The organism is Streptomyces sp. NPDC058534 (genome assembly GCF_042717365.1).
Taxonomy (GTDB): domain Bacteria; phylum Actinomycetota; class Actinomycetes; order Streptomycetales; family Streptomycetaceae; genus Streptomyces.
On sequence record NZ_JBHXNW010000009.1, the window covers coordinates 48,738 to 74,837 of the forward strand.

The window sequence follows — 26,100 nt, forward strand, 5'->3', positions numbered from 1 at the left end:
CCCCCCCCCCGGCCCCCCCCCCCCAGGGCCGTTATTGTGAATAAGCCCACTAAGTCCGCAAACGATCAATTCCGGCTGCAAGAGTGATTCCGCATTGCTCATGCGTTCTTTGCGGGCCGTTCACGCCATGGACGACTGCCCCCGGTCAAAGATCCACAATCAGACACCTGGGAGCACGTTCGTGGCAGTCCTCGCACGCTGGTGTGTTCGACGTCGGCTCATCGCCGTCCTGCTGTGGCTCCTCGCCCTCGGCGGCGTGGCCACGGCCGCCGCGGTCACGGGCTCCGCCTACTCCAACGACTACGCGATCCCCGGCACGGACTCCGACCGCGCCTCCCGGCTGCTCGCCTCCGGCTTCCCCGGCCTCGACGGCGACAGCGACACGGTCGTCTGGCACACCGCGGACGGCACCGTCCGGGCCCCCGACGTCGAACAGGCCATGACCGGCACCCTGGAGCGCATCGCGGAACTGCCCGGGGTGGCCGCGGTGACCAACCCGTACGACGACCCCGAATCGCCCCGGATCAGCGAGAACGCCCGCACCGCGTACGCCACGGTCACCTTCGAGGACGCCTCCCGGGACATCGACGCGGGCGAGGCGCGGGCCGTGGTCGAGACCGCCGAGGCGGCCGAGACCGACGGGCTCCGCGTCGAACTGGGCGGCGGCGCCGTCGCGCTCACCGACTCGGCCGGCGGGCACCTCGCCGAGGCCGTCGGCGTGGCCGTGGCCGCGGTCGTGCTGTTCCTCGCCTTCGGCTCCGTGGCCGCGGCCCTGCTGCCCATCGCCACCGCGCTGGTCTCCGTCGGCACCGCCTACGCCGGCATCACGCTCCTCGGTCACTTCATGACCGTCGCCGACTTCGCGCCCATGCTGGGCACCCTCATCGGACTCGGCGTGGGGATCGACTACGCCCTGTTCATCGTCACCAGACACCGGCGCGGACTGAAGCGCGGCCTGTCCGTGACCGAGGCCGCCGCCAGTGCCGTGGCGACCACGGGACGCGCCGTCGTCTTCGCGGGTGCGACCGTTTGCATCGCCCTGCTGGGCATGCTGATCCTCCGACTGAGCTTCCTCAACGGCGTCGCCGTCGCCGCCTCGCTGACCGTGCTCCTCACCGTCGCGGCCTCGGTGACCCTGCTGCCGGCCCTGCTGTCGTACATCGGCCCCCGCGCGCTGAGCCGGCGCGAGCGGCGCCGGCTCGCGGAGCACGGGCCCGAACCCGAGGTGCCGACCGGGTTCGCCGCGCGCTGGTCGGCCTTCGTCGAGCGGCACCCCAAGCTGCTCGGCGCCGTCGCCCTCGTCGTCATCACCGTGCTCGCTCTGCCCACCCTGGATCTGCGCCTCGGCACCTCCGACCAGGGCAACGACCCCAGCGGCACGACCACCCGCCAGGCCTACGACCTCCTCGCCGACGGCTTCGGCCCCGGCGTCAACGGCCCGCTCACCCTGGTCACCGACGTCCGCGGCGCCGAGGACCGCCTCGCGCTGGACAACCTCGACGCCACCCTGCACACCACCGAGGGCGTCTCCTCGGTGACTCCGGTGATGTACAACTCGGCCGGCGACGCCGCGTACCTCACCGTCGTACCCGATTCGGCGCCGCAGTCCCGGGACACCAGCGACCTCGTCGAGCGGCTGCGCTCCGAGGTGCTGCCGCGCGCCGAGGCCGGCACCGCGCTCGACGTGCACGTGGGCGGGGTGACGGCCGGGTACGACGACTTCGCCGAGGTCATCGTCGGCAAGCTGCCCCTCTTCGTCGGCGTCGTCGTCGGCCTGGGCTGCCTGCTGCTCCTGCTCGCCTTCCGCTCCGTCGGCATCCCCCTCAAGGCCGCCGCCATGAACGTCGCCGCCGTGGCCGCCGCCTTCGGCGTCGTCGTGGCGATCTTCCAGTGGGGCTGGGGGAGCGAACTGCTCGGCCTCGGCAGCGCGGGACCGATCGAACCCTTCCTGCCCGTGATCATGGTCTCGGTGCTCTTCGGGCTCTCCATGGACTACCAGGTGTTCCTGGTCAGCCGGATGTACGAGGAGTGGCTGGAGACCGGCGACAACCGCCGTGCGGTCCGGGTCGGGCTCGCCGAGACCGGCCGCGTGATCAACTCCGCCGCCGTCATCATGATCTCGGTCTTCCTCGCCTTCGTGCTCAGCGGCGACCGGGTGATCGCCATGTTCGGCATCGCGCTCGCCGCCGCCGTCGCCCTGGACGCCTTCGTCCTGCGCACGCTGCTGGTGCCCGCGCTGATGCACCTGCTCGGCCGCGCCAACTGGTGGCTGCCACGCCGCCTGGACGCCGTACTGCCGCGCATCAGCATCGAGCCGCCCGAGTGCCGGGCCGCCCATGAGAGGCTGGCCGCTGCGACGGACGCCGAGGTGGCGGACGTTCTCGCGGAGGAGGAACGACAGCGGGATGTACGCGATATCACTGGGTGACGACGGCGCCGAACTGCGCCCCCTGGAGACCTGGCACGCCGAGGAGTTCCTGGCCCATCTGGACCGGGGCAGGGACTTCATCACCGAGCACATCCCCTTCGGGGCGAAGGCCACCGACGTCGGCTCCGCGCGGGAGGTGCTCCAGGCCTACGCCGACCGGCACGCCGCCGACAGCGGCTTCCTGCACGGGCTGTGGCTGGACGGCAGGCTCGTCGGCGGCCTGCTCTACCGCGTCTTCGACGCCACCACCGGTGTCTGCGAGATCGGCTGCTGGCTGGAACCCGCCGGAACCGGTCGCGGCCTGGTCAATCGCGGTGCCCGTGTGCTGATCGACTGGGCCTTCGACGAGCGCGGCATGCACCGTGTGGAGTGGCACGCCTCCTCGGCGAACACCCCGAGTGTCAACGCCGCGCGGCGACTCGGCATGATGCGTGAGGGTGTGCTGCGCGAAAGCTCCCTCTACCGGGGCGTCCGCCAGGACATGGAGGTGTGGGCGGTGCTCGCACCCGAGTGGCGTGCGGCACGCGCGCGTGCCGCTCACAAGGATCATTAAGGGACCTCTCAGACAGCGTCCGTACGGTGCGAGGCATGGGAACGAAGACAGTGGACGAGACCGGCGTGAAGACCGACGAGCACAAGAAGGACGAGACGACCGAGGCCGTCGAGTCCCCCGAGGCCGCCGAGAAGGCCGGGACCGGTCCCCAGGAGGGCGCAGACGCCACGAAGGACGACGCCACCCCGGACGACGACGCGGTCGATGACGACGCGATCGACGAGGCCACGACCGGGACCGAGGCCGGCCCCACCGGCGTCGGCCAGGGCGCGGGCGCCGTCGTCTCCGCCGGACTGGGCATCGTCTCCCTGACGGGCAGCTGGGTCGGCACCGTGGCCTCCGCGCGCGAGTCGCTGATCGGCCAGCTCCAGACGTCCTCGTCCTCCGACGTCGGCGCGCTGATCGAGAAGGGCTACGGCAACGCCTGGCACGCCACCGCGATGTGGGGCGGCATCTTCGCCCTGGTCGCCCTGATCGTCGGCGTCGTGGTGCTGGCCCGCCCGGCGTTCGGCGCGCCCGGCCGGCCGCAGGCCCCGTGGATCAAGTCGGTCGCCTGGGCGGGCGTCGCCCTCGGCGTCATCGGCCTGCTGCTGGCCGTCCTGAAGTACACGGACATCCTTCTCGGCCTGCCGTCCACCGGCTGACCAGGCCCTCTGAGGGGTCTTAGGACATCGGCGCGCACCTGGCGCCCGTCCTAAGACCCCTCACGCACGTCTAAGGCCCCCGCCCGGCGCCGAAGATGCGGAACTTACCCGATGTGGCGGACCCCCCTGGGAGACGAAGGTTGAGGCATCGCAGGAAAGCGAAGCCGAAACCGACCTCGCACCAAGGGACAAGGGACACACCATGTTCGAGTACGAGATCCACCAGACCCGTTCCGCCGAACTCATCCGCCGCGCCGACGAGGCCCGGCTGGCCCGCGAGGCCGTCCAGGCCCGTCGCACCGCCCGCCGCGAAGCCCGGCACGCCGCCGCAGAGACGGAGAGCCATACGCCGCGACAGCGCCGGCACCGGTTCGCCCGGGTCGCGTGAACGGGGAGACCGGGGAGGGAGGCCGCACGGCCTCCCTCCCCGCCGTCGTGGCCACCGCCGTCCCGCCGCCGAAAACCGTTGCTCCGCTGTCGTACCCGCGTGCGATGCTCTCGTCCGTGGAGACCAGGTCCGTGAGTCCCGTGTTCGTCGGCCGCGCCGGTGAACTGGGCACGTTGAAGGACGCGCTCGGGCGCGCCGACGCCGCCGAGCCGCAGGCACTGCTGCTCGGCGGTGAGGCGGGCGTCGGCAAGACCCGCCTCGTCGAGGAGTTCGCCGGCACCGCCGGCCGGCAGGGCGCGGTCGTCGCGCTGGGCGGCTGCGTCGAGATCGGCGCCGACGGGCTGCCCTTCGCGCCCTTCTCCACCGCGCTGCGCGCCCTGCGCCGCCACCTGCCCACGGAGCTGGCCGCCGCGGCCGCCGGACAGGAGGAGGAGCTGGCCCGGCTGCTGCCCGAAGTGGGCGAGGCAACCCCGGGCACCGGCGGCCGGCACGACGAGGAGAGCATGGCCCGCCTCTTCGAACTCACCGCCCGCCTGCTGGAGCGCGTCGCCGCCCGGCACACCGTCCTCCTCGTCCTGGAGGACCTGCACTGGGCCGACGCGTCCACCCGCCACCTGATCGCCTACCTCTTCCGCACCCTGCGCACCGGCCGCCTGGTGGTCCTGGCCACCTACCGCTCCGACGACATCCACCGCCGCCACCCGCTGCGCCCCCTGCTCGCCGAACTCGACCGGCTGCGCACCGTCCGCCGCCTCGAACTGGGCCGCTTCACCCGCGACGAGGTGGGCCGCCAGATCGCCGGCATCCTCGCCCAGGAACCCGACCCGCTCCAGGTGGACGAGATCTTCGAACGCTCCGACGGCAACGCCTTCTTCGTCGAGGAACTGGCCGTAGCCGCCCACGAGGGCAGCTGCACCGGCCTCACCGACTCCCTGCGCGACCTGCTCCTGGTCCGCGTGGAGGCCCTGCCCGAGAGCGCCCAGCGGGTCGCCCGGATCGTCGCCGAGGGCGGCTCCACCGTCGAGTACCGGCTGCTCGCCGCGGTCGCCCGGCTCGCCGAGGACGACCTGATCGAGGCGCTGCGGTCCGCCGTGAACGCCAACATCCTGCTCCCCGCGCCCGACGGCGACGGCTACCGCTTCCGCCACTCCCTGGTCCGCGAGGCCGTCGGCGACGACCTGCTGCCCGGCGAGCGCTCCCGCCTCAACCGCCGCTACGCCGAGGCCCTGGACGCCGAGCCCACGCTGGTGCCCGCGACGGAGCGCGTGATGCGCCTGGCCAGCTACTGGTACCACGCCCACGACGCCGCGAAGGCCCTGCCCGCAGTCCTCGACGCCTCCGTCGAGGCCCGCCGCCGCCACGCCTACTCCGAACAGCTCCGGCTGCTGGAGCGGGCCATGGAGCTGTGGGACTCCGCCCCCGACGACGTACGCGCCACGCTGCGCCCCGTCGACTACACCGAGGTCTACCCTCCCTGCGGCTGCGACCCGGCCACCACGCCCCTGCGCTACCTGGACCTGATGGCCGAGGCCGCCGTCGCCGGACGGCTGTGCGGGGAGCGCGAACGCGCGATGAAGATCACCAAGCGGGCGCTGCGGCTCCTGGAGGACGAGCCGGACACGGGGGCCGGGCCGGGCGCGAGCGGCCGGGACCCGCAGCGCGCCGCCTGGTTCTGGACGCAGCGCTCCCTCCTGGTCCAGGCCCAGGGCCGCGGCGACGGCTGGCGCGAGCTGGGCATCGCCCAGGAACTGGTCCGCGGCCTGCCGCCCTCCCAGGTGCACGCCGAGGTCCTGGCCATGGCCGCCAACTGGTCGATGCTGCACAGCCCGGGCCCCGGCGCGGTCACCGCCGCCGAGCGGGCCGTCGAGTACGCGCGCATGGTCGGCGCCGACGACATCGAGCTGAACGCCCGCCTCACCCTCGGCGGCCTGATGGTGGATGCCGGGCACATCGAGGCCGGACTCGCGGAGATGTTCCAGGTCAGGGACTTGGTGGTGGCGCAGGGACGCTCCGCCGTGGTGGCCCGCAGCCACGTCAACCTGCCCTCCACGCTGGAGAGCGTGGGCCGCTCCGAGGACGCGATCGGCATCCTGCGCGAGGGCGTCGAGCTCACACGGCGGATGGGCCTGCTGGAGTCCGAGGCCTGGGTCTGGGGCAATCTCGCCGAGTCACTGATCTCCCTGGGCCGCTGGGACGAGGCGATGCGGGCCGCGGACATGGCCGCCGCCCCCGGCCGGGGCCCCGCACCCCGCGGCGGCGCCGCCCTCAAGCGGGCCGTCGTCGGCCTCGCCCGCGGCGAGCGCGCCGAGGCCGCCCGGCTGCACGCCGAGGCCCGCGCCGCCTACGGCACCCACGACCCCATGCCGCAGCACCATCTGCCGCTGGCCGCCCTCACCGTCGGCATAGCCGCCGCCGACGGCCGCCTCCCGGACGCCCGCGCCGAACTCGGCCGCATCCTGGACGCCGGCTTCCCGCCCGGCACCCAGCGCTACGGCTGGCCCCTGCTGCTGTCCGCCGCCGCGGCGGAGGCCGACGCCCGCGCGCTGCCGGCCGCCGAGGAGGGCCGGGCGGAGGCCCTCGAACGCATCGCGGCGACCGCCAAGTCCCTGACGACCGGCGCCCCCGTCTGGGAGGCCCACGAGAAGTGGGTCCGCGCCGAACTGCATCGCGCCCGGGACCGGGACACCCCCCAGACCTGGTCGGAGGCGGTCACCGCCTTCGAGCGCCTGGAGCGGCCCTACGATCTCGCCCGCGTCCGCCACCGGCTGGCCGGCGCCCTCCTGGCCACCGGCGGCGAGGACGAGCGCGCCCGCGCCACGGAACTGCTCCGCCTGGCCGGCACCGTCGCCGGCCACCTCGGCGCGCGCCCGCTGACCGACGCCGTCGCCCTGCTCGCCCAGCGCGCCCGCCTCACCCTCGGCCACCCCACGGGCCCCGCCACCGACCCCGCCGGCCCGGCCGAGGCCCTGGGCCTCACCGGCCGCGAGCGCGACGTGCTGCGCCTGGTCTCGGACGGCCGCACCAACCGCCAGATAGCCGAGGAGCTGTTCATCTCGCCCAAGACGGCCAGCGTGCACGTCTCCAACATCCTGGCGAAGCTCGGCGTATCCGGCCGCGGCCAGGCGGCGGCACTGGCCCACCGGCTGGCGCTGTTCCCCGCCGAACGGCTCACGTCCGGTTCGACGGAGTGACGTTTACGCTGTAAGGGACGCCGAACGACGGAGGCACGCGTGTTCAACGCATTCGACGAACTGTTCTCCCCCGGCCGCAAGCACACCCGCGACGAGCAGAACCGCCTGGAGCTGACCCGCGAGGACGTCGGCGACGGCGACCCCGGCCGCGGCCCGATAGACCTCGGTTCGGGCCGCGTCGTCGTCCACCCGCCCCGCCCTGAGCAGGCGGCGAAGCCCTCGCGCCCCGAGGAGGAGTGACGGTCCGGCCTAGCTCACCTGCAGCTCCAGGATCCGGTCGTCGTCGCCCTTCGCGTCGCCGCGGCCGTCGGTGTTGCTGGTGACGAGCCACAGCTTGTCGCCGCCCGCCGGGGCCACCGTGCGCAGCCGGCCGTACTCGTCCTCCAGGAACGACTGCGGATCGGCCGAGGTCTCCGTGCCCTTCAGCGGGATCCGCCACAGCCGCTCGCCGCCCAGCCCCGCCATCCACACCGAGCCCGCCGCGTACGCGATGCCGCTGGGGGAGGCCTCGTCGGTGCTCCACTGGGTCACCGGGTCGTGGAAGCCGGAGCCGCCGCCCTCGCCCTCCGCCTCCGGCCAGCCGTAGTTGTCGCCCGGCTTGATCGCGTTCAGCTCGTCCCAGGTGTCCTGGCCGAACTCCGAGGCGAACAGGCGCTGCTTGCCGTCCCAGGCCAGCCCCTGCACGTTCCGGTGGCCGTAGGAGTACACCGGGGAGCCGGGGAAGGGGTTGCCGGGCGCCGGTTCGCCGTCCGGTGTCATCCGGAGGATCTTGCCGCCGAGGGAGTCCTTGTCCTGCGACAGCCCGGTGTCACCGCTCTCGCCGGTGCCCGCGTAGAGCATCTTGTCGGGGCCGAACGCGATCCGGCCGCCGTTGTGGACCACACCCTTGGGAATCCCCCGGAAGACCGTGTCGGGCGCCCCCAGCTGCTCACCGGCCGGCTTCTTCTCGTCATACAGCATGCGCACGATGCGGTTGTCCGAGGCGGAGGTGTAGTACGCGTAGATCATGTGGTCCGAGGCGTAGTCGGGGGAGAGTGCGATGCCCAGGAGGCCGCCCTCGCCCGACGGGGACACCCCGGGCACCTCGCCCAGCTCCGTCTTCTCGCCGTTCTTCTCGGCGACGCGCGTGATGGTGGCGTCGTCGCGGGAGGAGACCAGCAGGTCGCCGCCCGGCAGCGGGGCGAGCCCCCAGGGGCTGTCCAGTCCCGTGGTGACCGTACGGAGCACCTTCACGGAGCCCTTCGCGGGCGGCGTCTCTTCGGCGGCCGGTCCGGACGGCGAGGACCGCGCGGTCGTGGTCGCGGGGGAGCTGCCGTCCGTGTCCGACGGGTCCCCGTCGCCGGAGGAGCAGCCGGCCGTCAGCAGGAGGGCGGCGGCGGCCAACACGGCCGACACGGCTCGACGTTGCACGATCATGGTCCCTTCGACGCGGCGGGTTCTACCTGTCATACGCCGCACGGGCCTTCCACGTTCCCGATCGCCGCATCCCGAACCCGGGCAGGCCCCCCGCTCCGGTCAGTCCCAGGAGCCCCGCGCCGCCGGCAGCCCCCGCACCTCCGCCAGGTCCCGCTCGGTCAGCCGCAGCTCCGCCGCCCCCGCGTTCTCGCTCACCCAGCGCTCCCGTTTGGTACCCGGCACCGGCACCACGTGCCGTCCCTGGGCCAGCACCCAGGCCAGCGCCACCTGCGCCGGAGTGACCCCGTCGCCGTGCCGGGCCGCGATCCGGCGCAGGCCCGCCACGATCGGCTGGTTGGCGGCCATCATCTCGGCGGTGAAGCGGGGGTGCCGGGCGCGCAGGTCCTCCGGTTCGAAGCCCTGCCCGGGGGTCAGCGTGCCGGTCAGGTAGCCGTTGCCCAGCGGCATCGCGGCGAGGAAGCCGACGCCGCGCGAGACGCACCACGGCAGCAGCGTGCGCAGCGCCTCCGGCGACCACACCGACAGCTCGGCCTGCACCGCGCTCACCGGGAAGACCTGCTGCACCCGCTCCAGCTGCCGGATCGTCGCGTCGTGCAGCCGCGCCCCCGGCCGCCGGGCCGACCGCGCGCCGACCGCGCAGAGCCCGAGCGCCCGCACCTTCCCCGCCCGCACCAGGTCCGCCATCGCGCCCCAGGTCTCCTCGACCGGTATCTCGGGGTCGGCCCGGTGAAGTTGGTAGAGGTCGATGACGTCCGTCTGCAGCCGGCGCAACGAGGCGTCGCAGGCCCGTCTCACATAGCCGGGGCGGCCGTTGGCCACGATGTGCTGCTCGCCCACAAGGAGTCCGACCTTGGTCGACACGAAGGCGTCGGACCGCCGCTCCCTCAACACCCGCCCCAGCAGCAGCTCGTTGGTGAACGGGCCGTACATGTCCGCCGTGTCCAGCAGCCCGGCGCCCAGATCGAGGGCCCGGTGCACCGCCCTGACCGACTCGTCGCCCCGCTGCCGCGATGTGCTGTACGCCCAGTTCATCGGCATGCACCCCAGTCCGACGGCCCCCACCGCGAGCGCCGTCGCGCCGATCGTCCTGCGCTCCACCTGGTCGTGACCCTCCCTCGTCAGGCCACCCAACCTAACCTCTGCCCCTCCGCCTCCCTGACATAGCCTCCTGACCATGACTGCTGACGTGTGGCTGCCCATCCCGCCGGACGAGATCGAGGGCCTCCCCGAGGGCCCCGTGTACCGCCACTGGAACGGCGAGGAGACCTTTCCCGCCGACCCGGCCGACTGCGCGTACTACGTCGTCCCCTACATGAAGCCGGCCGGGATCGGGGTACGCCCGCTGCCGGACATGCGCTCCGTCCAGGTCGTCCAGACCCTCTCCGCGGGCATCGACCACGTGCAGCCCGGGCTCGGGCACCTGCCCCCGGGCGTCCGGCTGTGCAACGCGCGCGGGGTGCACGAGGCCAGCACCGCGGAGCTGACCCTGGCCCTGATCCTGGCGTCGCTGCGCGGCATCCCGGACTTCGTGCGGGCCCAGGACCGGGGCGAGTGGCTCGGCGGGTTCCGGCCGGCGCTCGCCGACCGGAAGGTGATCGTCGTCGGGTACGGATCGATCGGCGCCGCGATCGAGGACCGGCTCGTGCCCTTCGAGGTCGCGCCGGTCGTGCGCGTCGCGCGCTCCGCACGCACCACGGCGCGCGGTCCGGTGCACCCGCTCACCGAACTGCCCGCCCTGCTCCCGGAGGCCGACGTCGTCATCCTCTCCACACCGCTCACCGAGGCCACCCGCGGTCTCGTCGACGCGGAGTTCCTGGCCCGGATGAAGGACGGCGCCCTGCTCGTCAACGTCGCGCGCGGACCGGTCGTCGACACGAAGGCGTTGCTCGCCGAACTGGAGAGCGGACGCCTCACCGCCGCCCTCGACGTGACCGACCCCGAACCGCTGCCGCCGGGCCACCCGCTGTGGCATGCTCCCGGCATAGTCATCAGCCCGCACGCCGGCGGGCCGACCTCCGCCTTCCTGCCGCGCGCCAAGCGGCTGCTGGTGGACCAGTTGAACCGTTTCGTGAACCAGGAACCACTGCGCAACGTGATCCTGACGACGGGCGCGTAATCCGCTTCCGGTACCCTCCGCAACCCCCCGGATGCGGTGGGTATGCGCATATCCGCTGGTCGTCACGGAGCGTAGAGAACCTATGTCCCTGAGTGACGATCCTGGTGTATCGTCCGACAGGGGATGCGCCGCGCACCGTTCGGCGCCGGGGATGGACATCTCAGACTGTGAGGGGGGCGACGGGCGATGCACGGCCTATGGACGAACGACCCGACGCGGCGGAGCCGCCGCCGGCGACCCTGGCGCACGACCACGACCGCGCGCAGACGGGGTCAGTACAGCCATCACGGCGGCCATCACGCCCAGGGCGGCCCTCACCGGCGCCGGCCGGGCGGCCGCGGGAGGCTCCGGTGAGCCCGCCGCCCGTGCCCACGCTGGACGGAGCGCTGCGGGCGCGGCCGACGCCCGGCCCTTTGCTGCCCCGGCCCTCGGAAGCCACCCGCGGACCCACCTTCGTCCGCCAGCTCGTGCTGGCCCTGGTCTGCGCGGGCTACGCCGTCGGGTCCGCGCTCGGCTGGGGCTCGGAGTACGCCGCCAAGGTCATGGGCGACTTCGGGCTGAGCGCCGCCGCGGGCGCCGCCGCCGTCTCCTGCTTCCTCTACGCCCGCGGGCGCCGCGTCAGTTTCCGGCCGGCCTGGCTGCTCTTCGCCCTCTCCTCGGCCATGGCCTCCCTCGGCAACCTGGTCTGGGGGTGGTACGAGGTCGTCCTGCGGGTGCCCGTGCCCAGTCCCAGCTACGCGGACCTGTTCTTCCTCTGCTTCGCGCCGCCCGCCGTCGTGGGGCTGCTGGTCCTGGCCAAACGGCCGGTCACCAAGGCCGGCTGGATCTGCCTGGGCCTGGACGCCTGGCTGATCGGCGGCTCGCTGCTGACGCTGGCCTGGAGCCTCGCGCTCGCCCAGGCGGCGAAGGCCGGGGGCGGGTCCAGCGTGGCGCACTCCGCGCTCTCGGTGGCGTACCCGCTGCTCGACATCGCGCTGGTCAGCATGGTGCTGGCACTGCACTTCAGGCGCTCGCCCGTCTGCCGGTCGGCCGTCAACACCGCCATCGGCGCGCTCGCCCTGACGGTGATGTGCGACGCCCTGTTCACCTCACCGCTGCTGCACAACAACTACCGCTCCGGCCAGTTGCTCGACGCCGGCTGGTTCGCCGGCTCCCTGCTGCTCGCCTACGCCCCCTGGGCCGCGACCCGGCGCGGACGGGCGCCGGACGCGGAGGTCACCGGCGGGCACACGCGCGTGGTGCGCGAGCACGTGCCCGGACAGCGCGGCCCCGGCCACCCGCAGGTGCCCCCGTCCGTGCCCGTACCTGGCGGTGAGCGAGGGCGCTATCCGGCCGCCCGGCCCATCGCCGGATCCCTGGCCGCGCTCACGCCGTACCTCGCCGCCGCGGTCTGCACCCTGGGCATCCTCTACAACGTGCTCAACGGCCGCAGCGTCGACCGCGTGGTGCTGCTGACCGGCGGCACCGTGGTGCTCGCACTCGTCGTCCGGCAGGGCATCATGCTGCTCGACAACATCGTCCTCACCCAGGAACTGGCCCAGAAGGAGAACCACTTCCGCTCCCTGGTGCAGGGCTCCAGCGACGTCATCATGATCGCCGCGCCCACCGGCATCCTCCGCTACGTCTCCCCGGCCGCCGCCGGTGTCTACGGCCGCCCCGCGGAGGAACTGGTCGGCAGCGAACTGGCCGGGCTCATCCACCCGGAGGACCTCGGCTGCGTGATGCACGAGGTGCGCCGGTTCCTCGCCGCCAGCCCCGTCGAGGAACCGACCGCGCGCATCGAGTGCCGCTTCCGCTCCGGGGGCGGCGGCTGGCTCAACGTCGAGTCCACCGTCAACCGCCACCACGGCGGCCTCATCTTCAACAGCCGGGACGTCACCGAGAGAGTGCGTCTCCAGGCCCAGCTCCAGCACAACGCCGAACACGACCCGCTCACCGACCTGCCCAACCGCGCCCTGTTCACCCGGCGCGTCCAGCAGGCCCTCTCGGGTCGCCGCGCCCTGGACCGCGGCGCCGCCCTGCGCGGCACGGCGGTGCTCTTCATCGACCTCGACGGCTTCAAGGGCGTCAACGACACCATCGGCCACCAGGCCGGGGACGAGCTGCTCGTACAGGCCGCCCGCAGACTCCACGAGGCCGTCCGCAAGGGGGACACCGCCGCCAGACTGGGCGGCGACGAGTTCGCTGCCCTGATCGTCGGGGACGGGGCCCGGGACCGGGCCGCCCGCGAGGGCCACATCCGGGAGCTCGCCGACCGCCTCAGGACGACCCTCTCCCAGCCCTACCTCATCGACGGCAACGATGTCCGTGTCAACGCCTCCATCGGCGTCGCCTTCGCCGAACCGGGCCTCGGCGCGGGCGAGCTGCTGCGCAACGCCGACCTCGCGATGTACCGGGCCAAGGCGCGCGGCAAGGGCCGCGTCGAGCTGTACCGGCCGCAGATGCAGCAGGACGTCGTGCGCAAGGCCGAGCTGGCCACCCGGCTGCGGGTCGCGCTGCACGACGGCGAGTTCGCGCTGCTGCACCAGCCCGTGGTCTCCCTGACGGACGGCCGGATCACGTCGGTCTGCGCCCAGGCGCGCTGGCGCTCCTCGCAGGGCGTGCTGTTCACCCCCGCCGAGTTCCTGCGGGTCGCCGAGGACGCCGACAAGACCGCCGAACTGGACCGCTGGGTGCTCCAGGAGGCCGTCGAGCAGGCCGCCGAACGCGCGGCGACCGGGCTGCCGGTCACCGTGGCCATACGCATCGGCGCCCGCCGCCTGCTGGACCGCTCGATGCCGCTGGGTTCCGTGGAGGCCCAGCTGACCCGGCACGGGCTCCCCCCGGGTTCTCTCTTGATCGAGCTGTCGGACATCGACCCACGGGTCGGCCTGGACGAGCTGGACCGCCGGCTGAACGCCCTGCGCAGGGTGGGCGTACGGATCGCGCTGGACGGCTTCGGCAGCGGCTACGCGGCGATCACCGCGCTGCGGCGCCTGCCCGTGGACGTCCTCAAGCTCGACCGCGGGCTGATCGAGGGCGTCGTGGAGTCGGCGCGGCTGCACAAGATCACCAGCGGTCTGCTGCGCATCGCCACCGACCTCGGGCTGAAGTCCGTGGCAGACGGCGTGGACCTGCCCGAGCAGATCGTCGCCCTGCGCGCGATGGGCTGTACGCACGGACAGGGCATGGCGTTCTCCGGGCCGCTGGACGAGTACCGGCTGCGCAGAGCGCTGGGCGCCGGCCACTACCCCGTGCCGCACGGACCGCACGAACCGGCCTTCGCGGGCCGTCTCCCCTCGGGGCTGCCGGCCGTCCTCGGTGGTGGTACGGCACTCCGCTCACATAATGAGACTCCCGTCCCACCCACTTGACAGTGGGTGCGCGCCGGGGGGAGGGTCAGTGCCATGCGCACCCGAATTCTCGTACTTGGAAAGCGCGTCGGCTGAAGCTGGTGACGTCCGGACCCACCCGGACTCCCGGCGACCCACACCCGACGCGCTCCCCTCGCTTGCCTTATGGCACGAGGGGTTTTTTGTTGCACAGGCACCCGCCGAGCAGCAGTCGCAGATCGCACGAAACCTCGCAAAAACCCTCAGCATCGAGAAGAGAATGCCGATGACCGAGCAGGCCACCGGGGCCCATCACCCGCAGCCGCGGCCCCGTTCCGGAGGACAGCAGTCCGCCCCCGAGCACGTCACGGGTGCGAAGTCCCTCATCCGCTCGCTTGAGGAGGTCGGGGTCGACACCGTATTCGGCATTCCCGGCGGCACGATCCTTCCCGCGTACGACCCGATGATGGACTCCAGCCGGGTGCGCCACGTGCTCGTCCGTCACGAGCAGGGCGCGGGCCACGCGGCCACCGGTTACGCGCAGGCCACCGGCAAGGTCGGCGTCTGCATGGCCACGTCCGGCCCGGGTGCCACCAACCTGGTGACGCCGATCGCCGACGCCAACATGGACTCGGTGCCGCTGGTCGCGATCACCGGCCAGGTCGTCTCCAAGGCGATCGGCACGGACGCCTTCCAGGAGGCGGACATCGTCGGCATCACGATGCCGATCACCAAGCACAGCTTCCTGGTCACCAAGGCCGAGGACATCCCGAAGACGATCGCCGAGGCGTTCCACATCGCCTCGACCGGCCGTCCGGGACCGGTCCTCGTCGACATCCCGAAGGACGTGCTGCAGACGCGGACGACCTTCTCCTGGCCGCCGGTCACCGACCTGCCCGGCTACCGCCCGGTCACGAAGCCGCACGCCAAGCAGATCCGCGAGGCCGCCAAGCTCATCTCCGCCGCGAAGCGCCCCGTGCTCTACGTCGGCGGCGGCGTCCTCAAGGCGCAGGCCACCGCCGAGCTGAAGGTCCTCGCCGAACTCACCGGAGCGCCCGTCACCACCACCCTGATGGCGCTCGGCGCGTTCCCCGACAGCCACCCGCTGCACGTGGGAATGCCGGGCATGCACGGTGCGGTCACCGCCGTCACCGCGCTGCAGAAGGCCGACCTGATCGTCGCCCTCGGAGCCCGCTTCGACGACCGCGTCACCGGCAAGCTGGACAGCTTCGCCCCGTACGCCAAGATCGTCCACGCCGACATCGACCCGGCCGAGATCGGCAAGAACCGCGCCGCCGACGTCCCGATCGTCGGCGACGCCCGCGAGGTCATCGCCGACCTCGTGCAGGCCGTGCAGAAGGAGCACTCGGAGGGCATCCGGGGCGACTACACCGCGTGGTGGAAGGACCTGAGCCGCTGGCGCGACACCTACCCGCTCGGCTACGACCAGCCCGAGGACGGTTCGCTCTCCCCGCAGCAGGTCATCGAGCGCATCGGGCAGCTCGCGCCCGAGGGCACGATCTTCGCGGCCGGTGTCGGCCAGCACCAGATGTGGGCCGCGCACTTCGTCCAGTACGAGAAGCCCGCCACCTGGCTGAACTCCGGCGGCGCCGGAACCATGGGGTACGCGGTCCCGGCCGCCATGGGCGCCAAGGCCGGCATGCCCGGCAACGCGGTCTGGGCGATCGACGGCGACGGCTGCTTCCAGATGACCAACCAGGAACTGACCACCTGCGCCCTGAACAACATCCCGATCAAGGTCGCCGTCATCAACAACGGCGCCCTCGGGATGGTCCGCCAGTGGCAGACCCTGTTCTACAACCAGCGGTACTCCAACACGGTGCTGCACTCCGGCCCCGAGGACGTCAACCCGGACGCCCGCGGCACCCGCGTCCCCGACTTCGTGAAGCTGTCGGAGGCCATGGGCTGCTACGCCATCCGCTGCGAGGACCCCGCCGACCTCGACAAGGTCATCGAGGAGGCGAACTCCATCAACGACCGGCCCGTCGTCGTGGACTTCATCGTCCACGAGGACGCGATGGTCTGGCCGATGGTCGCCGCCGGCACCTCCAACGACGAGATCATGGCCGCCCGGGACGTCCGCCCGGACTTCGGCGACAACGAAGACGACTGAGAGCCGTCAGGACTTCAAGCAGAGGAAGCAGACCATGTCCAAGCACACGCTCTCCGTCCTGGTGGAGAACACCCCCGGCGTCCTCGCCCGGATCACCGCCCTCTTCTCCCGCCGCGGCTTCAACATCGACTCGCTCGCCGTCGGCGTCACCGAGCACGCCGACATCTCCCGCATCACCATCGTGGTGAGCGTCGAGGACTTCCCGCTGGAGCAGGTGACCAAGCAGCTCAACAAGCTCGTCAACGTGCTCAAGATCGTCGAGCTGGAGCCCGCCCAGGCCGTCCAGCGTGAACTCGTTCTGGTGAAGGTGCGCTCCGACAACGAGACGCGCTCCCAGATCGTCGAGATCGTCCAGTTGTTCCGCGCCAAGACCGTCGACGTCTCCCCGGAGGCCGTCACCATCGAGGCCACCGGCAGCAGCGACAAGCTGTCCGCCATGCTCAGGATGCTGGAACCGTACGGCATCAAGGAACTCGTCCAGTCCGGCACGATCGCCATCGGCCGCGGCGCCCGTTCGATCACGGACCGCTCGCTGCGCGCACTCGACCGGTCCGCATAACGACGGAGACGGGCGGCCGGCCCCGACGACCGGCCGCCCGTATGCCGAGACCCCGAAACTTCCCTTCCCCCCACCGGCATACGGTGGGACGCAACACCTGCACACAAGGAGAGAACCCAGTGGCCGAGCTGTTCTACGACGCCGACGCCGACCTGTCCATCATCCAGGGCCGCAAGGTCGCGGTCATCGGGTACGGCAGCCAGGGCCACGCCCACGCCCTGTCGCTGCGCGACTCCGGCGTCGACGTGCGCGTCGGTCTGCACGAGGGCTCGAAGTCCAAGGCCAAGGCCGAGGAGCAGGGCCTGCGCGTGGTGAGCCCGTCCGAGGCCGCCACCGAGGGCGACGTCATCATGGTCCTCGTCCCGGACCCCATCCAGGCCCAGGTCTACGAGGAGCACATCAAGGACAACCTGAAGGACGGCGACGCGCTGTTCTTCGGTCACGGCCTCAACATCCGCTACGGCTTCATCAAGCCCCCGGCCGGCGTGGACGTCTGCATGGTCGCCCCGAAGGGCCCGGGCCACCTGGTGCGCCGCCAGTACGAGGAGGGCCGCGGCGTTCCCTGCATCGCCGCCGTCGAGCAGGACGCCTCCGGCGACGCCTTCGCGCTGGCCCTGTCGTACGCGAAGGGCATCGGCGGCACCCGCGCCGGCGTCATCAAGACGACCTTCACCGAGGAGACCGAGACCGACCTGTTCGGCGAGCAGGCCGTCCTCTGCGGTGGCACCGCGGCCCTGGTCAAGGCGGGCTTCGAGACCCTGACCGAGGCCGGTTACCAGCCGGAGATCGCCTACTTCGAGTGCCTGCACGAGCTGAAGCTGATCGTGGACCTCATGTACGAGGGCGGCCTGGAGAAGATGCGCTGGTCGATCTCCGAGACCGCCGAGTGGGGCGACTACGTCACCGGCCCGCGGATCATCACCGACGCCACCAAGGCCGAGATGAAGAAGGTCCTCGCCGAGATCCAGGACGGCACGTTCGCCCAGCAGTGGATGGACGAGTACCACGGCGGTCTGAAGAAGTACAACGAGTACAAGAAGCAGGACTCCGAGCACCTCCTGGAGACCACCGGCAAGGAGCTGCGCAAGCTCATGAGCTGGGTCGACGAAGAGGCGTAGGTCTTTTCGCGCCGTGACGGTGCCCCGCGTGCCGGGCGCCGTCACGGCGCGTTGGCCGACCTGTCCAACCCCTTCCGGGTGATCCTTCCGCAGAGGCGCAGGACGACGTCCGCCACGCCACTAGACTGCTGAACACATACGCGTCAGGCCCACAGCGTCGTGCGTCTTCCACGCGGCTAAGCGACACCGAATGCGGCCGTCGGGACGGCCGTCCGCATTGGACTTGTGAGGACTCACGTGAGCTCGAAACCTGTCGTACTCATCGCCGAAGAGCTGTCGCCCGCGACCGTGGACGCGCTCGGCCCCGACTTCGAGATCCGCCAGTGCAACGGCGCGGACCGGGCCGAACTGCTCCCCGCCATCGCCGACGTGGACGCGATCCTGGTCCGCTCCGCCACCAAGGTCGACGCCGAGGCCATCGCCGCCGCCAAGAGGCTCAAGGTCGTCGCACGAGCCGGCGTCGGCCTGGACAACGTCGACGTCTCCGCCGCCACCAAGGCCGGCGTGATGGTCGTCAACGCGCCGACGTCCAACATCGTGACCGCCGCCGAGCTGGCCTGCGGCCTGATCGTCGCCACCGCCCGCAACATCCCGCAGGCCAACGCCGCGCTGAAGAACGGCGAGTGGAAGCGCAGCAAGTACACCGGCGTCGAGCTGGCCGAGAAGACCCTCGGTGTCGTCGGCCTCGGCCGCATCGGCGCCCTCGTCGCGCAGCGCATGTCGGCCTTCGGCATGAAGGTCGTCGCCTACGACCCCTACGTGCAGCCCGCGCGGGCCGCGCAGATGGGCGTCAAGGTGCTGTCGCTGGACGAGCTGCTGGAGGTCTCCGACTTCATCACCGTCCACCTGCCCAAGACCCCCGAGACCCTCGGCCTGATCGGCGACGAGGCGCTGCGCAAGGTCAAGCCGAGCGTCCGCGTCGTCAACGCCGCGCGCGGCGGCATCGTCGACGAGGAGGCGCTGTACTCGGCGCTCAAGGAGGGCCGCGTCGCGGGCGCCGGTCTGGACGTGTACGCCAAGGAGCCGTGCACGGACTCGCCGCTGTTCGAGTTCGACCAGGTCGTCGCCACCCCGCACCTCGGCGCCTCCACCGACGAGGCCCAGGAGAAGGCCGGCATCGCGGTCGCCAAGTCGGTGCGGCTCGCCCTCGCCGGTGAACTGGTCCCGGACGCGGTCAACGTCCAGGGCGGTGTCATCGCCGAGGACGTCAAGCCGTGCCTGCCGCTCGCCGAGCGCCTCGGCCGGATCTTCACCGCGCTCGCCGGCGAGGTCGCCGTCCGCCTCGACGTCGAGGTCTACGGCGAGATCACCCAGCACGACGTGAAGGTGCTGGAGCTCTCCGCCCTCAAGGGTGTCTTCGAGGACGTCGTCGACGAGACCGTGTCCTACGTCAACGCCCCGCTCTTCGCCCAGGAGCGCGGCGTCGAGGTCCGGCTGACCACCAGCTCGGAGTCGCCGGAGCACCGCAACGTCGTCACCGTGCGCGGCACCCTCACGGACGGCGAGGAGGTGTCGGTCTCCGGCACGCTGGCCGGCCCGAAGCACCTCCAGAAGCTGGTCGCCGTCGGTGAGTACGACGTCGACCTCGCCCTCGCCGACCACATGGTCGTCCTGCGCTACGAGGACCGTCCCGGCGTCGTCGGCACCGTCGGCCGCGTCATCGGCGAGGCCGGCATCAACATCGCCGGCATGCAGGTCGCCCGTGCGACGGTCGGCGGCGAGGCGCTGGCCGTGCTGACCGTCGACGACACGGTGCCCTCCGGGGTCCTGGCGGAGGTTTCGGCGGAGATCGGCGCGACGTCCGCCCGGTCGGTGAACCTCGTCTGAGGAACCGCGTCCTCAAACGCCGGACGGGCTGACTTGGTCGGCCCGTTCGGCGTTTTCGCGTACCCGGATGCCGCGCAGTGCGCGTGCCGCCGGGACCGCCGCTGCCAGCAACAGGATCATCCCCGCGATCGCGGCACCCCGCATACCGTCGGTGAACGCCGCCCGCGCCGCAAAGGCCAGAGCCTCACCTGCGGATTCCGGCAGTTGCCCGGCGACGGCCAGCGCGCCGGCCAGGGTCTCCCGGGCCGCGTCCGGCGCCGACGCGGGCATTTCGTGGTGGTAGACGGCGGTTCCGACGGAGCCGAGGACCGCCATGCTCAGCGCGCCGCCGAACTCCGTGCCGGTCTCCATCAGGGAGGAGGCCGCGCCCGCCTTCTCGACGGGGGCGGAGCTGAGCGCCAGGTCGGCGAGCTGGGACATCACGGCGACGATGCCGCCGGCCATGATCCCGCACGCGGCCAGCACCAGCCACAGCGAGTCCGTCCCGGCCAGAGCCAGCAGCCCGTAACCGGCCGCCGCGATCACGAAACCGCCCGCGACGACATGCGCCCGCTCCACGCCCCGCTGGACCAGCCGCATGGCGAGCGGCGCGGCGAAGCCGATGAGTACCGAGGGCAGCAGGGCCCACAGCGCGGCCACCAGCGCGCTCTTGTCCAGGACGGACTGGAGGTACTGGGTGGTGAAGTACGTGGAGCCCATCATCCCGAATGACGACACCAGGTTGAGGACGACGGCGGGGGTGAAGCCGTGGCCTCGGAAGAGCGCGGGTGAGATGAGAGGGAAGGCGGCAGTGCGCTGGCGGTGCACGAACCACGCCGCGAAGAGCAGGCCGACCGTCACCGACATCACGTACCGCACGTGCCAGCCCTCGGTCGGGATCTCCTTGAGGCCGTAGACCACGGGCAGGATCGCGGCCATCGACAGCGGCACGCTCGGGAGATCGAAGCGGCCGGTGCGGGGACTCCTCGACTCCGGCAGCAGCACCGGCCCCAGGACCAGCAGAAGCGCCATCGCGGGCAGGTTGACCAGGAACACCGAGCCCCACCAGAAGTACTCGACCAGGACGCCGCTCATCACCGAGCCGAGCGCTATGCCCGCCGTCATCACGGCCGACCACAGGCCGATGGCCTTGGCGCGCTGGGCGGGGTCGGTGAACATAGTGCGCACCAGGGCCATCGTCGAGGGCATCAGGGTCGCGCCGCCGATGCCGAGCACCGCGCGGGCCGCGATCAGGGTCTCGGCGCTGTTCGCGTACGCCGCCACCAGGGATGCCGCCCCGAAAGCCGCCGCGCCGATCAGCAGCAGTCTGCGCCGGCCGATGCGGTCGCCCAGCGAGCCCATCGTCATCAGCAGGCCGGCCAGGACGAAGCCGTAGATGTCGAAGATCCACAGCTGTTGGGTGCCGCTCGGCTCCAGGTCGGCGCTGATCGCCGGGATCGCGAAGTACAGGACCGAGACGTCCATGGAGACCAGGAGCAGCGGAAGCATCAGTACGGCCAGCGCGGTCCATTCACGGCGGCCGGCGCGGGGAGGGTTCGTCGTCATGGCGGTGACTGTACGCACGTCTTATACGCTTGTCTAGAACGTTCGTATAAGACAAACGTATGGACAGGCGGGTAAGGTGGCGCCATGGGACACCGTGAGGATCTGCTGGAGGGCGCCCAGCGCTGCCTGCTCGCCAAGGGGTTCGTGCGCACGACGGCCCGCGACATCGTCAAGGAGTCGGGGACCAACCTGGCCTCCATCGGCTACCACTACGGGTCGAAGGACGCGCTCCTCGCGCAGGCGTACGTGGCGATGGTCGAGAACATGTCGGAGGCGTTCGACGGCGAGATCGGCGGCGAGCCCGGCTCGTTGGAGCGGTTCACCTCGGTGTGGTCGAACATCGTCGGCACCATGCGGCAGCCGGGCTCGATGTGGCGCCTGAGCATGGAGATCGTGGCCCTGGGCGATCAGCTGCCGGAGGTCCGCGACCACCTGGCGCGCGCCCAGCGCGACGGCTCGCGCGGCTTCGTCGCCCTGTTCACGGGCGTCCGCGAGGAGGACGTGCCGGACGACGTGATCGACACGCTCGGCGCCTTCTACACGACCCTGATGATGGGCCTCATGGCGCAGTGGACCTTCGATCCGAAGGGTGCTCCCGAGGCCGCCCAGCTCACGGAGGGCCTACGCCGGGTGATGGAGGCCGCTACAGGCGGTGCGCCTTGAGCGCCATGTGCAGCAGCAGCCGGTCCTCCCCGTCGTCCAGGTCCAGGCCGGTGAGCTGTTCGACGCGGGAGAGGCGGTAGTACAGGGTCTGGCGGTGGATGCCCAGCTCGGCGGCGGCGCGGCCGGCCTGGCCCGCGCAGTCGAGGTAGATCTCGGCGGTACGGACCAGCTCCCGGTGGGTGGGGGAGAGCAGGACCCGTAGGGCCGGGTCGTGCGCGGACCGCGGGGGCAGCGCGGCCAGCAGGCGGAACGCCCCGATGGCCGTCCACTCCGCGACCGGACCGAAGCGGGACTCCGCGCGTGCCGCCCGCGCCGCCGCCGACGCCTCCCACCAGGCCGCCCCCAGCTCCGCCAGTCCCGAGCGCGGCGCGGAGACCCCGGCCGCGACACCGCCGCCACGGGCCCGTTCCAGCAGCCGGCCCGCCGCCGAGGTCGCCGGGGTCAGCACGTCCGCCGAGCGCAGCCGCACCAGCAGGGCCAGCGACTCGCCCGCGGTACCCCACGGCACCGTGCACAGCGCCGTCGCCGCCGGCACCGTACGGACCGAGGGCGCGTCCTCGGGATCGGCCGACGGCCAGGGCGCCACGCAGACCACCGCGTGCAGGGCGTCCGCGCGGGCACCCAGCGCGGTGCGCAGTTCCGCCACGGCCATGTCCCGCTGCCAGTCCCGCTCCGCGGTCAGCACCGCCCGCAGCTCCCGGCTCAGGTCCGCGCCGTGCTGCGCCTCGTCCGCGAGCAGCGCCCCGATCCGGGTGGTCACCGTCATGGCCGCCGTCAGCTGCCGCTCCGTCGGACCGGGGTCGGTGTCCAGGAGCCACACATAGCCGAGGACCACTCCCCGGTGGCGTACCGGCAGACAGGTGCGCCCCCGGTACACCCCCGCCTCCGGGGTCGGCGGGATGCGGACCGGCCCGGTGGCGCGGGTGATGCCGAAGCCCTCGAACCAGGCCCGGACGGCCGCGGTGGAGCGCCGGGTCAGGATCGAGCGGGTGCGCACCGGGTCCAGGGCGGAGGGGTCGAGGTCGCCCTCGCTGTCGTAGGCGCCGAAGGCGATCAGCTCGAAGTCGCGGTTCTCCAGGGTCGCGGGCGCGCCGAGCAGCTCGGAGATCTCGTCGACCAGCTCCTGGTAGTCACCCTTGGAATCCGTCGTCACCCGGGCATTCTGCCGCATTTGCGCGCCGCTTTCATACACATGTCTGAGATCTGCGGCAGGGATGCGTGACAGCTGTCGATGGCCGACGATCGGGGGGATCCTTAGATTTCACGGTGGTTCTCCGTGCCGTCCCCCGTTGGTCGGGCTACGGCCTCGTGTTGGTTGGTAAGTGGAGGTGCCCCGTGCTGGGTCCCGTGATTCTCGCCGCGTCGCGCAGCGACCGGATGCGCCGGCTGGTGTCGGCCGCACCCGTGACCAAGCCGGTCGTCGACCGGTTCATCCCCGGCGAGACGGTCGACGAGATCGTGCCGATCATCCGGGACCTCACCGACCAGGGCCTGGAACTGACGATGGACGTCGTCGGCGAGGACATCACCAACCCCGCGCAGGCCGAGGCCGCCCGCGACGCCTACCTGGAGCTGATCGACCGGCTGGGGCCGCTCGGCCTCGGCACCCGCGCCGAGATGTCGGTCAAGCTGTCCATGTTCGGCCAGGCGCTGGACGGCGGCCACGAGCTGGCCCTGAAGAACGTCCGCCCGGTCGTCGAGGCCGCCGCCGAGATCGGCACCACGGTCACGCTCGACGCCGAGGACCACACGACCCTCGACTCGATGTTCGCCATCCACGAGGAGCTGCGGAAGGACGTCCCGCAGACCGGCTGCGTCATCCAGTCCTACCTCTTCCGCACCGAGGCCGACGCGCGCCGCCTCGCGGACAGCGGCAGTCGCGTACGGTTGGTGAAGGGCGCCTACAAGGAGCCCGCAGAGGTCGCGTACCAGCAGCGCCACGAGATCGACAAGGCGTACGTCCGCATCCTGCGCACCCTGATGGAGGGCGAGGGCTACCCGATGATCGGGTCGCACGACCCGCGTCTGATCTCCATCGCCCAGGAGCTGGCCCGCACCGCCGGGCGAAAGCTCGACGAGTACGAGTTCCAGATGCTGTACGGCATCCGCGGCGACGAGCACCTGCGGCTGGCCGCCGAGGGCCACCGCATGCGCGTCTACACCGCCTACGGCACCGACTGGTACGGCTACTTCATGCGCCGTCTGGCGGAGAAGCCGGCGAACCTCCGGTTCTTCGCGCGGAGCGTGATCGGCCGTGGTTGATACGACCGGGCTGTGCCGCGGCGACTGCCGGGGGCCCGGGGGTCGCCCCCCGGGAAAGCACAGCATGCGCCGTCTGGCGGAGAAGCCGGCGAACCTCCGGTTCTTCGCCCGCTCGATGGTCAGCAAGGGCTGAGCCCACCAACGCTCGCAACACCCGCTCAGTAAGGAGACACGGAACCCATGGACGCTGTGACCCAGGTCCCCACCCCCGTCAACGAGCCGGTGCACGGCTACGCCCCCGGCTCGCCCGAGCGTGCCCGTCTGGAGGTCAAGCTCAAGGAGCTGGCCGACAATCCGGTCGACCTGCCCTGCACCATCGGCGGCGTCAAGCGGATGGGTGGCGGCGAGCGCTTCGACGTCGTGCAGCCGCACAACCACAAGTCCCGCCTGGGCACGTACGCCAACGCCACCCAGCAGGACGCGCAGGACGCGATCGACGCCGCCCTGGCCGCCGCCCCCGCGTGGCGCGCGATGTCCTTCGACGACCGCGCGGCGATCATCCTGCGCGCCGCCGAGCTGCTGTCCGGCCCGTGGCGCGAGACCATCGCCGCCTCCACGATGCTCGGCCAGTCCAAGACGGCCCAGCAGGCCGAGATCGACAGCCCCTGCGAGCTGATCGACTTCTGGCGCTTCAACGTCCACTACGCCCGCAACATCCTGGCCGAGCAGCCCCCGGCCAACTCCCCGGGCGTGTGGAACCGCATGGACCACCGTCCGCTGGAGGGCTTCGTCTACGCGATCACGCCGTTCAACTTCAGCGCGATCGCGGCCAACCTGCCCACCGCCCCGGCCCTCATGGGCAACGTGGTGGTCTGGAAGCCGTCCCCCACGCAGACCCATGCCGCCGTGCTGCTGATGCAGCTCCTGGAGGAGGCCGGGCTGCCCAAGGGCGTCATCAACCTCGTCACCGGCGACGGCATCGAGGTCTCCAACGTCGCGCTGGTCCACCGGGACCTCGCGGGCATCCACTTCACCGGCTCGACCAAGACCTTCCAGCACCTGTGGAAGACCGTCGGCAACAACATCGAGAAGTACCGCACCTACCCGCGTCTGGTCGGTGAGACCGGCGGCAAGGACTTCCTCGTCGCCCACCCGAGCGCCGACCGCGCCGTCCTGAAGACCGCGCTGACCCGCGGTGCCTTCGAGTACCAGGGCCAGAAGTGCAGCGCCACCTCCCGCGCGTACCTCCCGGCGTCGATCTGGAACGACGGGTTCAAGGAGGAGTTCGCCGCCGAGGTCGACTACCTCACCATGGGTGACGTCACCGACCTGTCGAACTTCGTCGGCGCCGTCATCGACGAGCGGTCCTTCGCCAAGAACAAGGCCGCCATCGACCGTGCCAAGGCCGACGAGACCTGCACGATCGTCGCGGGCGGCTCCTACGACGACTCGGTCGGCTACTTCGTCCGCCCGACCGTCGTCGAGTGCGCCGACCCGGAGAACGAGGTCTTCCGCACCGAGTACTTCGGCCCGTTCCTCGCCGTGCACGTGTACGACGACAGCCGGGACGGCGCGTACGACGAGATGCTGACCCAGATGGAGTCCGTCTCCGACTACGCCCTTACCGGCGCGGTCGTCTCGAACGACCGCGCGGCGGCGGCGTACACGATGGAGAAGCTGCGCTACGCGGCCGGCAACTTCTACATCAACGACAAGTCCACCGGCGCCGTGGTCGGCCAGCAGCCCTTCGGCGGCGGCCGTGCCTCCGGCACCAACGACAAGGCCGGTGCCCCGCAGAACCTGATGCGCTGGACGCTGACCCGCGCCATCAAGGAGACGCTGGTCGCGCCGACCGACTACACGTACCCGCACATGGGCTGACGCCCTGTGAGTGACGCCCGGGGGGGGGGGGGGGGCGCCCCCGCCCCCCCCCCCCCCGGGGGGGGGGGGGGGGGGGGGTGGTCTGGGGGCTCGGCCCGCGGGATAGATGAGTAGGGACAGTGTG

Annotated in this window: 19 protein-coding genes; 15 read left to right on the forward strand and 4 right to left on the reverse strand. The window is 71.8% G+C overall.

Features of this window, described 5'->3' with window-relative positions; genetic code table 11:
* Positions 1 to 181: 181 nt before the first annotated feature.
* The 6 genes from ACFWR9_RS07465 (at position 182) to ACFWR9_RS07490 (ending at position 7,444) form a co-directional block, all read left to right on the forward strand.
* On the forward strand, positions 182 to 2,428 hold the full coding sequence (locus ACFWR9_RS07465) for an MMPL family transporter (RefSeq protein ID WP_383836978.1): 2,247 nt from the start codon (positions 182 to 184) through the stop codon (positions 2,426 to 2,428).
* On the forward strand, positions 2,406 to 2,981 hold the full coding sequence (locus ACFWR9_RS07470) for a GNAT family N-acetyltransferase (protein ID WP_383836981.1): 576 nt from the start codon (positions 2,406 to 2,408) through the stop codon (positions 2,979 to 2,981). The genes ACFWR9_RS07465 and ACFWR9_RS07470 overlap by 23 nt, the downstream gene beginning before the upstream one ends.
* Positions 2,982 to 3,016: 35 nt before the next feature.
* Entirely contained in the window at positions 3,017 to 3,625 is a 609-nt protein-coding gene (locus tag ACFWR9_RS07475; protein WP_383836984.1) for a hypothetical protein, read from the forward strand.
* Between the two features lie 202 nt (positions 3,626 to 3,827).
* Complete coding sequence (locus tag ACFWR9_RS07480) at positions 3,828 to 4,013, forward strand: hypothetical protein (protein WP_383836987.1); 186 nt, start codon at positions 3,828 to 3,830, stop codon at positions 4,011 to 4,013.
* Between the two features lie 104 nt (positions 4,014 to 4,117).
* Positions 4,118 to 7,204, forward strand: coding sequence for an AAA family ATPase (locus ACFWR9_RS07485; RefSeq protein ID WP_383836991.1), 3,087 nt, complete (start codon positions 4,118 to 4,120; stop codon positions 7,202 to 7,204).
* Positions 7,205 to 7,243: 39 nt separating this feature from the next.
* Positions 7,244 to 7,444: a DUF6191 domain-containing protein gene (locus tag ACFWR9_RS07490; RefSeq protein ID WP_383836994.1), complete on the forward strand. Its 201-nt coding sequence runs from the start codon at positions 7,244 to 7,246 to the stop codon at positions 7,442 to 7,444.
* Between the two features lie 9 nt (positions 7,445 to 7,453).
* Here the strand turns inward: ACFWR9_RS07490 and ACFWR9_RS07495 are convergent, their stop codons facing one another.
* Together ACFWR9_RS07495 and ACFWR9_RS07500 are read right to left on the reverse strand one after the other, a co-directional pair.
* Positions 7,454 to 8,653: a PQQ-dependent sugar dehydrogenase gene (locus ACFWR9_RS07495; protein ID WP_383836997.1), complete on the reverse strand. Its 1,200-nt coding sequence runs from the start codon at positions 8,651 to 8,653 to the stop codon at positions 7,454 to 7,456.
* A 66-nt stretch (positions 8,654 to 8,719) separates the two neighbouring features.
* Entirely contained in the window at positions 8,720 to 9,718 is a 999-nt protein-coding gene (locus tag ACFWR9_RS07500; RefSeq protein WP_383837000.1) for an aldo/keto reductase, read from the reverse strand.
* Positions 9,719 to 9,794: 76 nt separating this feature from the next.
* On the opposite strand from ACFWR9_RS07500, the gene ACFWR9_RS07505 reads away from it, so the two are divergent.
* From ACFWR9_RS07505 to serA, 6 genes are all read left to right on the forward strand, one after another.
* Positions 9,795 to 10,736: a 2-hydroxyacid dehydrogenase gene (locus ACFWR9_RS07505; RefSeq protein WP_383837002.1), complete on the forward strand. Its 942-nt coding sequence runs from the start codon at positions 9,795 to 9,797 to the stop codon at positions 10,734 to 10,736.
* A gap of 350 nt (positions 10,737 to 11,086) precedes the next feature.
* Entirely contained in the window at positions 11,087 to 14,089 is a 3,003-nt protein-coding gene (locus ACFWR9_RS07510) for a putative bifunctional diguanylate cyclase/phosphodiesterase (RefSeq protein WP_383837005.1), read from the forward strand.
* A 244-nt stretch (positions 14,090 to 14,333) separates the two neighbouring features.
* Positions 14,334 to 16,181 (forward strand): acetolactate synthase large subunit, encoded by a 1,848-nt coding sequence (locus ACFWR9_RS07515; protein ID WP_383837007.1) that lies wholly within the window; start codon positions 14,334 to 14,336, stop codon positions 16,179 to 16,181.
* Positions 16,182 to 16,215: 34 nt separating this feature from the next.
* On the forward strand, positions 16,216 to 16,740 hold the full coding sequence (gene ilvN, locus ACFWR9_RS07520) for an acetolactate synthase small subunit (RefSeq protein WP_122617626.1): 525 nt from the start codon (positions 16,216 to 16,218) through the stop codon (positions 16,738 to 16,740).
* Positions 16,741 to 16,859: 119 nt separating this feature from the next.
* Positions 16,860 to 17,858 (forward strand): ketol-acid reductoisomerase, encoded by a 999-nt coding sequence (gene ilvC, locus ACFWR9_RS07525; protein WP_383837011.1) that lies wholly within the window; start codon positions 16,860 to 16,862, stop codon positions 17,856 to 17,858.
* 237 nt (positions 17,859 to 18,095) lie between these two features.
* The gene (gene serA / locus ACFWR9_RS07530) at positions 18,096 to 19,685 is read left to right on the forward strand and encodes a phosphoglycerate dehydrogenase (protein WP_383837014.1); all 1,590 of its coding nucleotides are present in this window, start codon (positions 18,096 to 18,098) and stop codon (positions 19,683 to 19,685) included.
* A gap of 12 nt (positions 19,686 to 19,697) precedes the next feature.
* On the opposite strand, the gene ACFWR9_RS07535 is transcribed toward serA, so the two are convergent.
* A complete protein-coding gene (locus tag ACFWR9_RS07535; RefSeq protein ID WP_383837017.1) occupies positions 19,698 to 21,230 on the reverse strand; it encodes an MFS transporter in 1,533 nt (510 codons plus the stop codon).
* 84 nt (positions 21,231 to 21,314) lie between these two features.
* Between ACFWR9_RS07535 and ACFWR9_RS07540 the strand changes: the two genes are divergently transcribed.
* Positions 21,315 to 21,893, forward strand: coding sequence for a TetR/AcrR family transcriptional regulator (locus ACFWR9_RS07540; protein ID WP_383837020.1), 579 nt, complete (start codon positions 21,315 to 21,317; stop codon positions 21,891 to 21,893).
* On the opposite strand, the gene ACFWR9_RS07545 is transcribed toward ACFWR9_RS07540, so the two are convergent.
* The gene (locus ACFWR9_RS07545; RefSeq protein WP_383837023.1) at positions 21,874 to 23,064 is read right to left on the reverse strand and encodes a PucR family transcriptional regulator; all 1,191 of its coding nucleotides are present in this window, start codon (positions 23,062 to 23,064) and stop codon (positions 21,874 to 21,876) included. The two genes, ACFWR9_RS07540 and ACFWR9_RS07545, sit on opposite strands and share 20 nt — an antisense overlap.
* 164 nt (positions 23,065 to 23,228) lie before the next feature.
* On the opposite strand from ACFWR9_RS07545, the gene ACFWR9_RS07550 reads away from it, so the two are divergent.
* Positions 23,229 to 24,155 carry a proline dehydrogenase family protein gene (locus tag ACFWR9_RS07550; protein ID WP_383837026.1) on the forward strand — a complete coding sequence of 309 codons (927 nt, stop codon included), beginning with the start codon at positions 23,229 to 23,231 and terminating at the stop codon, positions 24,153 to 24,155.
* Between the two features lie 180 nt (positions 24,156 to 24,335).
* Positions 24,336 to 25,976, forward strand: coding sequence for an L-glutamate gamma-semialdehyde dehydrogenase (gene pruA, locus ACFWR9_RS07555; RefSeq protein WP_383837029.1), 1,641 nt, complete (start codon positions 24,336 to 24,338; stop codon positions 25,974 to 25,976).
* Positions 25,977 to 26,100 lie beyond the last annotated feature (124 nt).

Bases quoted from the DNA above. Each gene is read 5' to 3' on its own strand.
- ACFWR9_RS07535 (WP_383837017.1), bottom strand. From the start codon at position 21,230: ATGACGACGAACCCTCCCCGCGCCGGCCGCCGTGAATGGACCGCGCTG.
- pruA (WP_383837029.1), top strand. From the start codon at position 24,336: ATGGACGCTGTGACCCAGGTCCCCACCCCCGTCAACGAGCCGGTGCAC.
- ACFWR9_RS07475 (WP_383836984.1), top strand. From the start codon at position 3,017: ATGGGAACGAAGACAGTGGACGAGACCGGCGTGAAGACCGACGAGCAC.
- ACFWR9_RS07545 (WP_383837023.1), bottom strand. From the start codon at position 23,064: ATGCGGCAGAATGCCCGGGTGACGACGGATTCCAAGGGTGACTACCAG.
- ACFWR9_RS07480 (WP_383836987.1), top strand. From the start codon at position 3,828: ATGTTCGAGTACGAGATCCACCAGACCCGTTCCGCCGAACTCATCCGC.
- ACFWR9_RS07515 (WP_383837007.1), top strand. From the start codon at position 14,334: ATGACCGAGCAGGCCACCGGGGCCCATCACCCGCAGCCGCGGCCCCGT.
- ilvN (WP_122617626.1), top strand. From the start codon at position 16,216: ATGTCCAAGCACACGCTCTCCGTCCTGGTGGAGAACACCCCCGGCGTC.
- ACFWR9_RS07485 (WP_383836991.1), top strand. From the start codon at position 4,118: ATGCTCTCGTCCGTGGAGACCAGGTCCGTGAGTCCCGTGTTCGTCGGC.
- ACFWR9_RS07495 (WP_383836997.1), bottom strand. From the start codon at position 8,653: ATGACAGGTAGAACCCGCCGCGTCGAAGGGACCATGATCGTGCAACGT.
- ACFWR9_RS07505 (WP_383837002.1), top strand. From the start codon at position 9,795: ATGACTGCTGACGTGTGGCTGCCCATCCCGCCGGACGAGATCGAGGGC.
- ACFWR9_RS07540 (WP_383837020.1), top strand. From the start codon at position 21,315: ATGGGACACCGTGAGGATCTGCTGGAGGGCGCCCAGCGCTGCCTGCTC.
- ACFWR9_RS07470 (WP_383836981.1), top strand. From the start codon at position 2,406: ATGTACGCGATATCACTGGGTGACGACGGCGCCGAACTGCGCCCCCTG.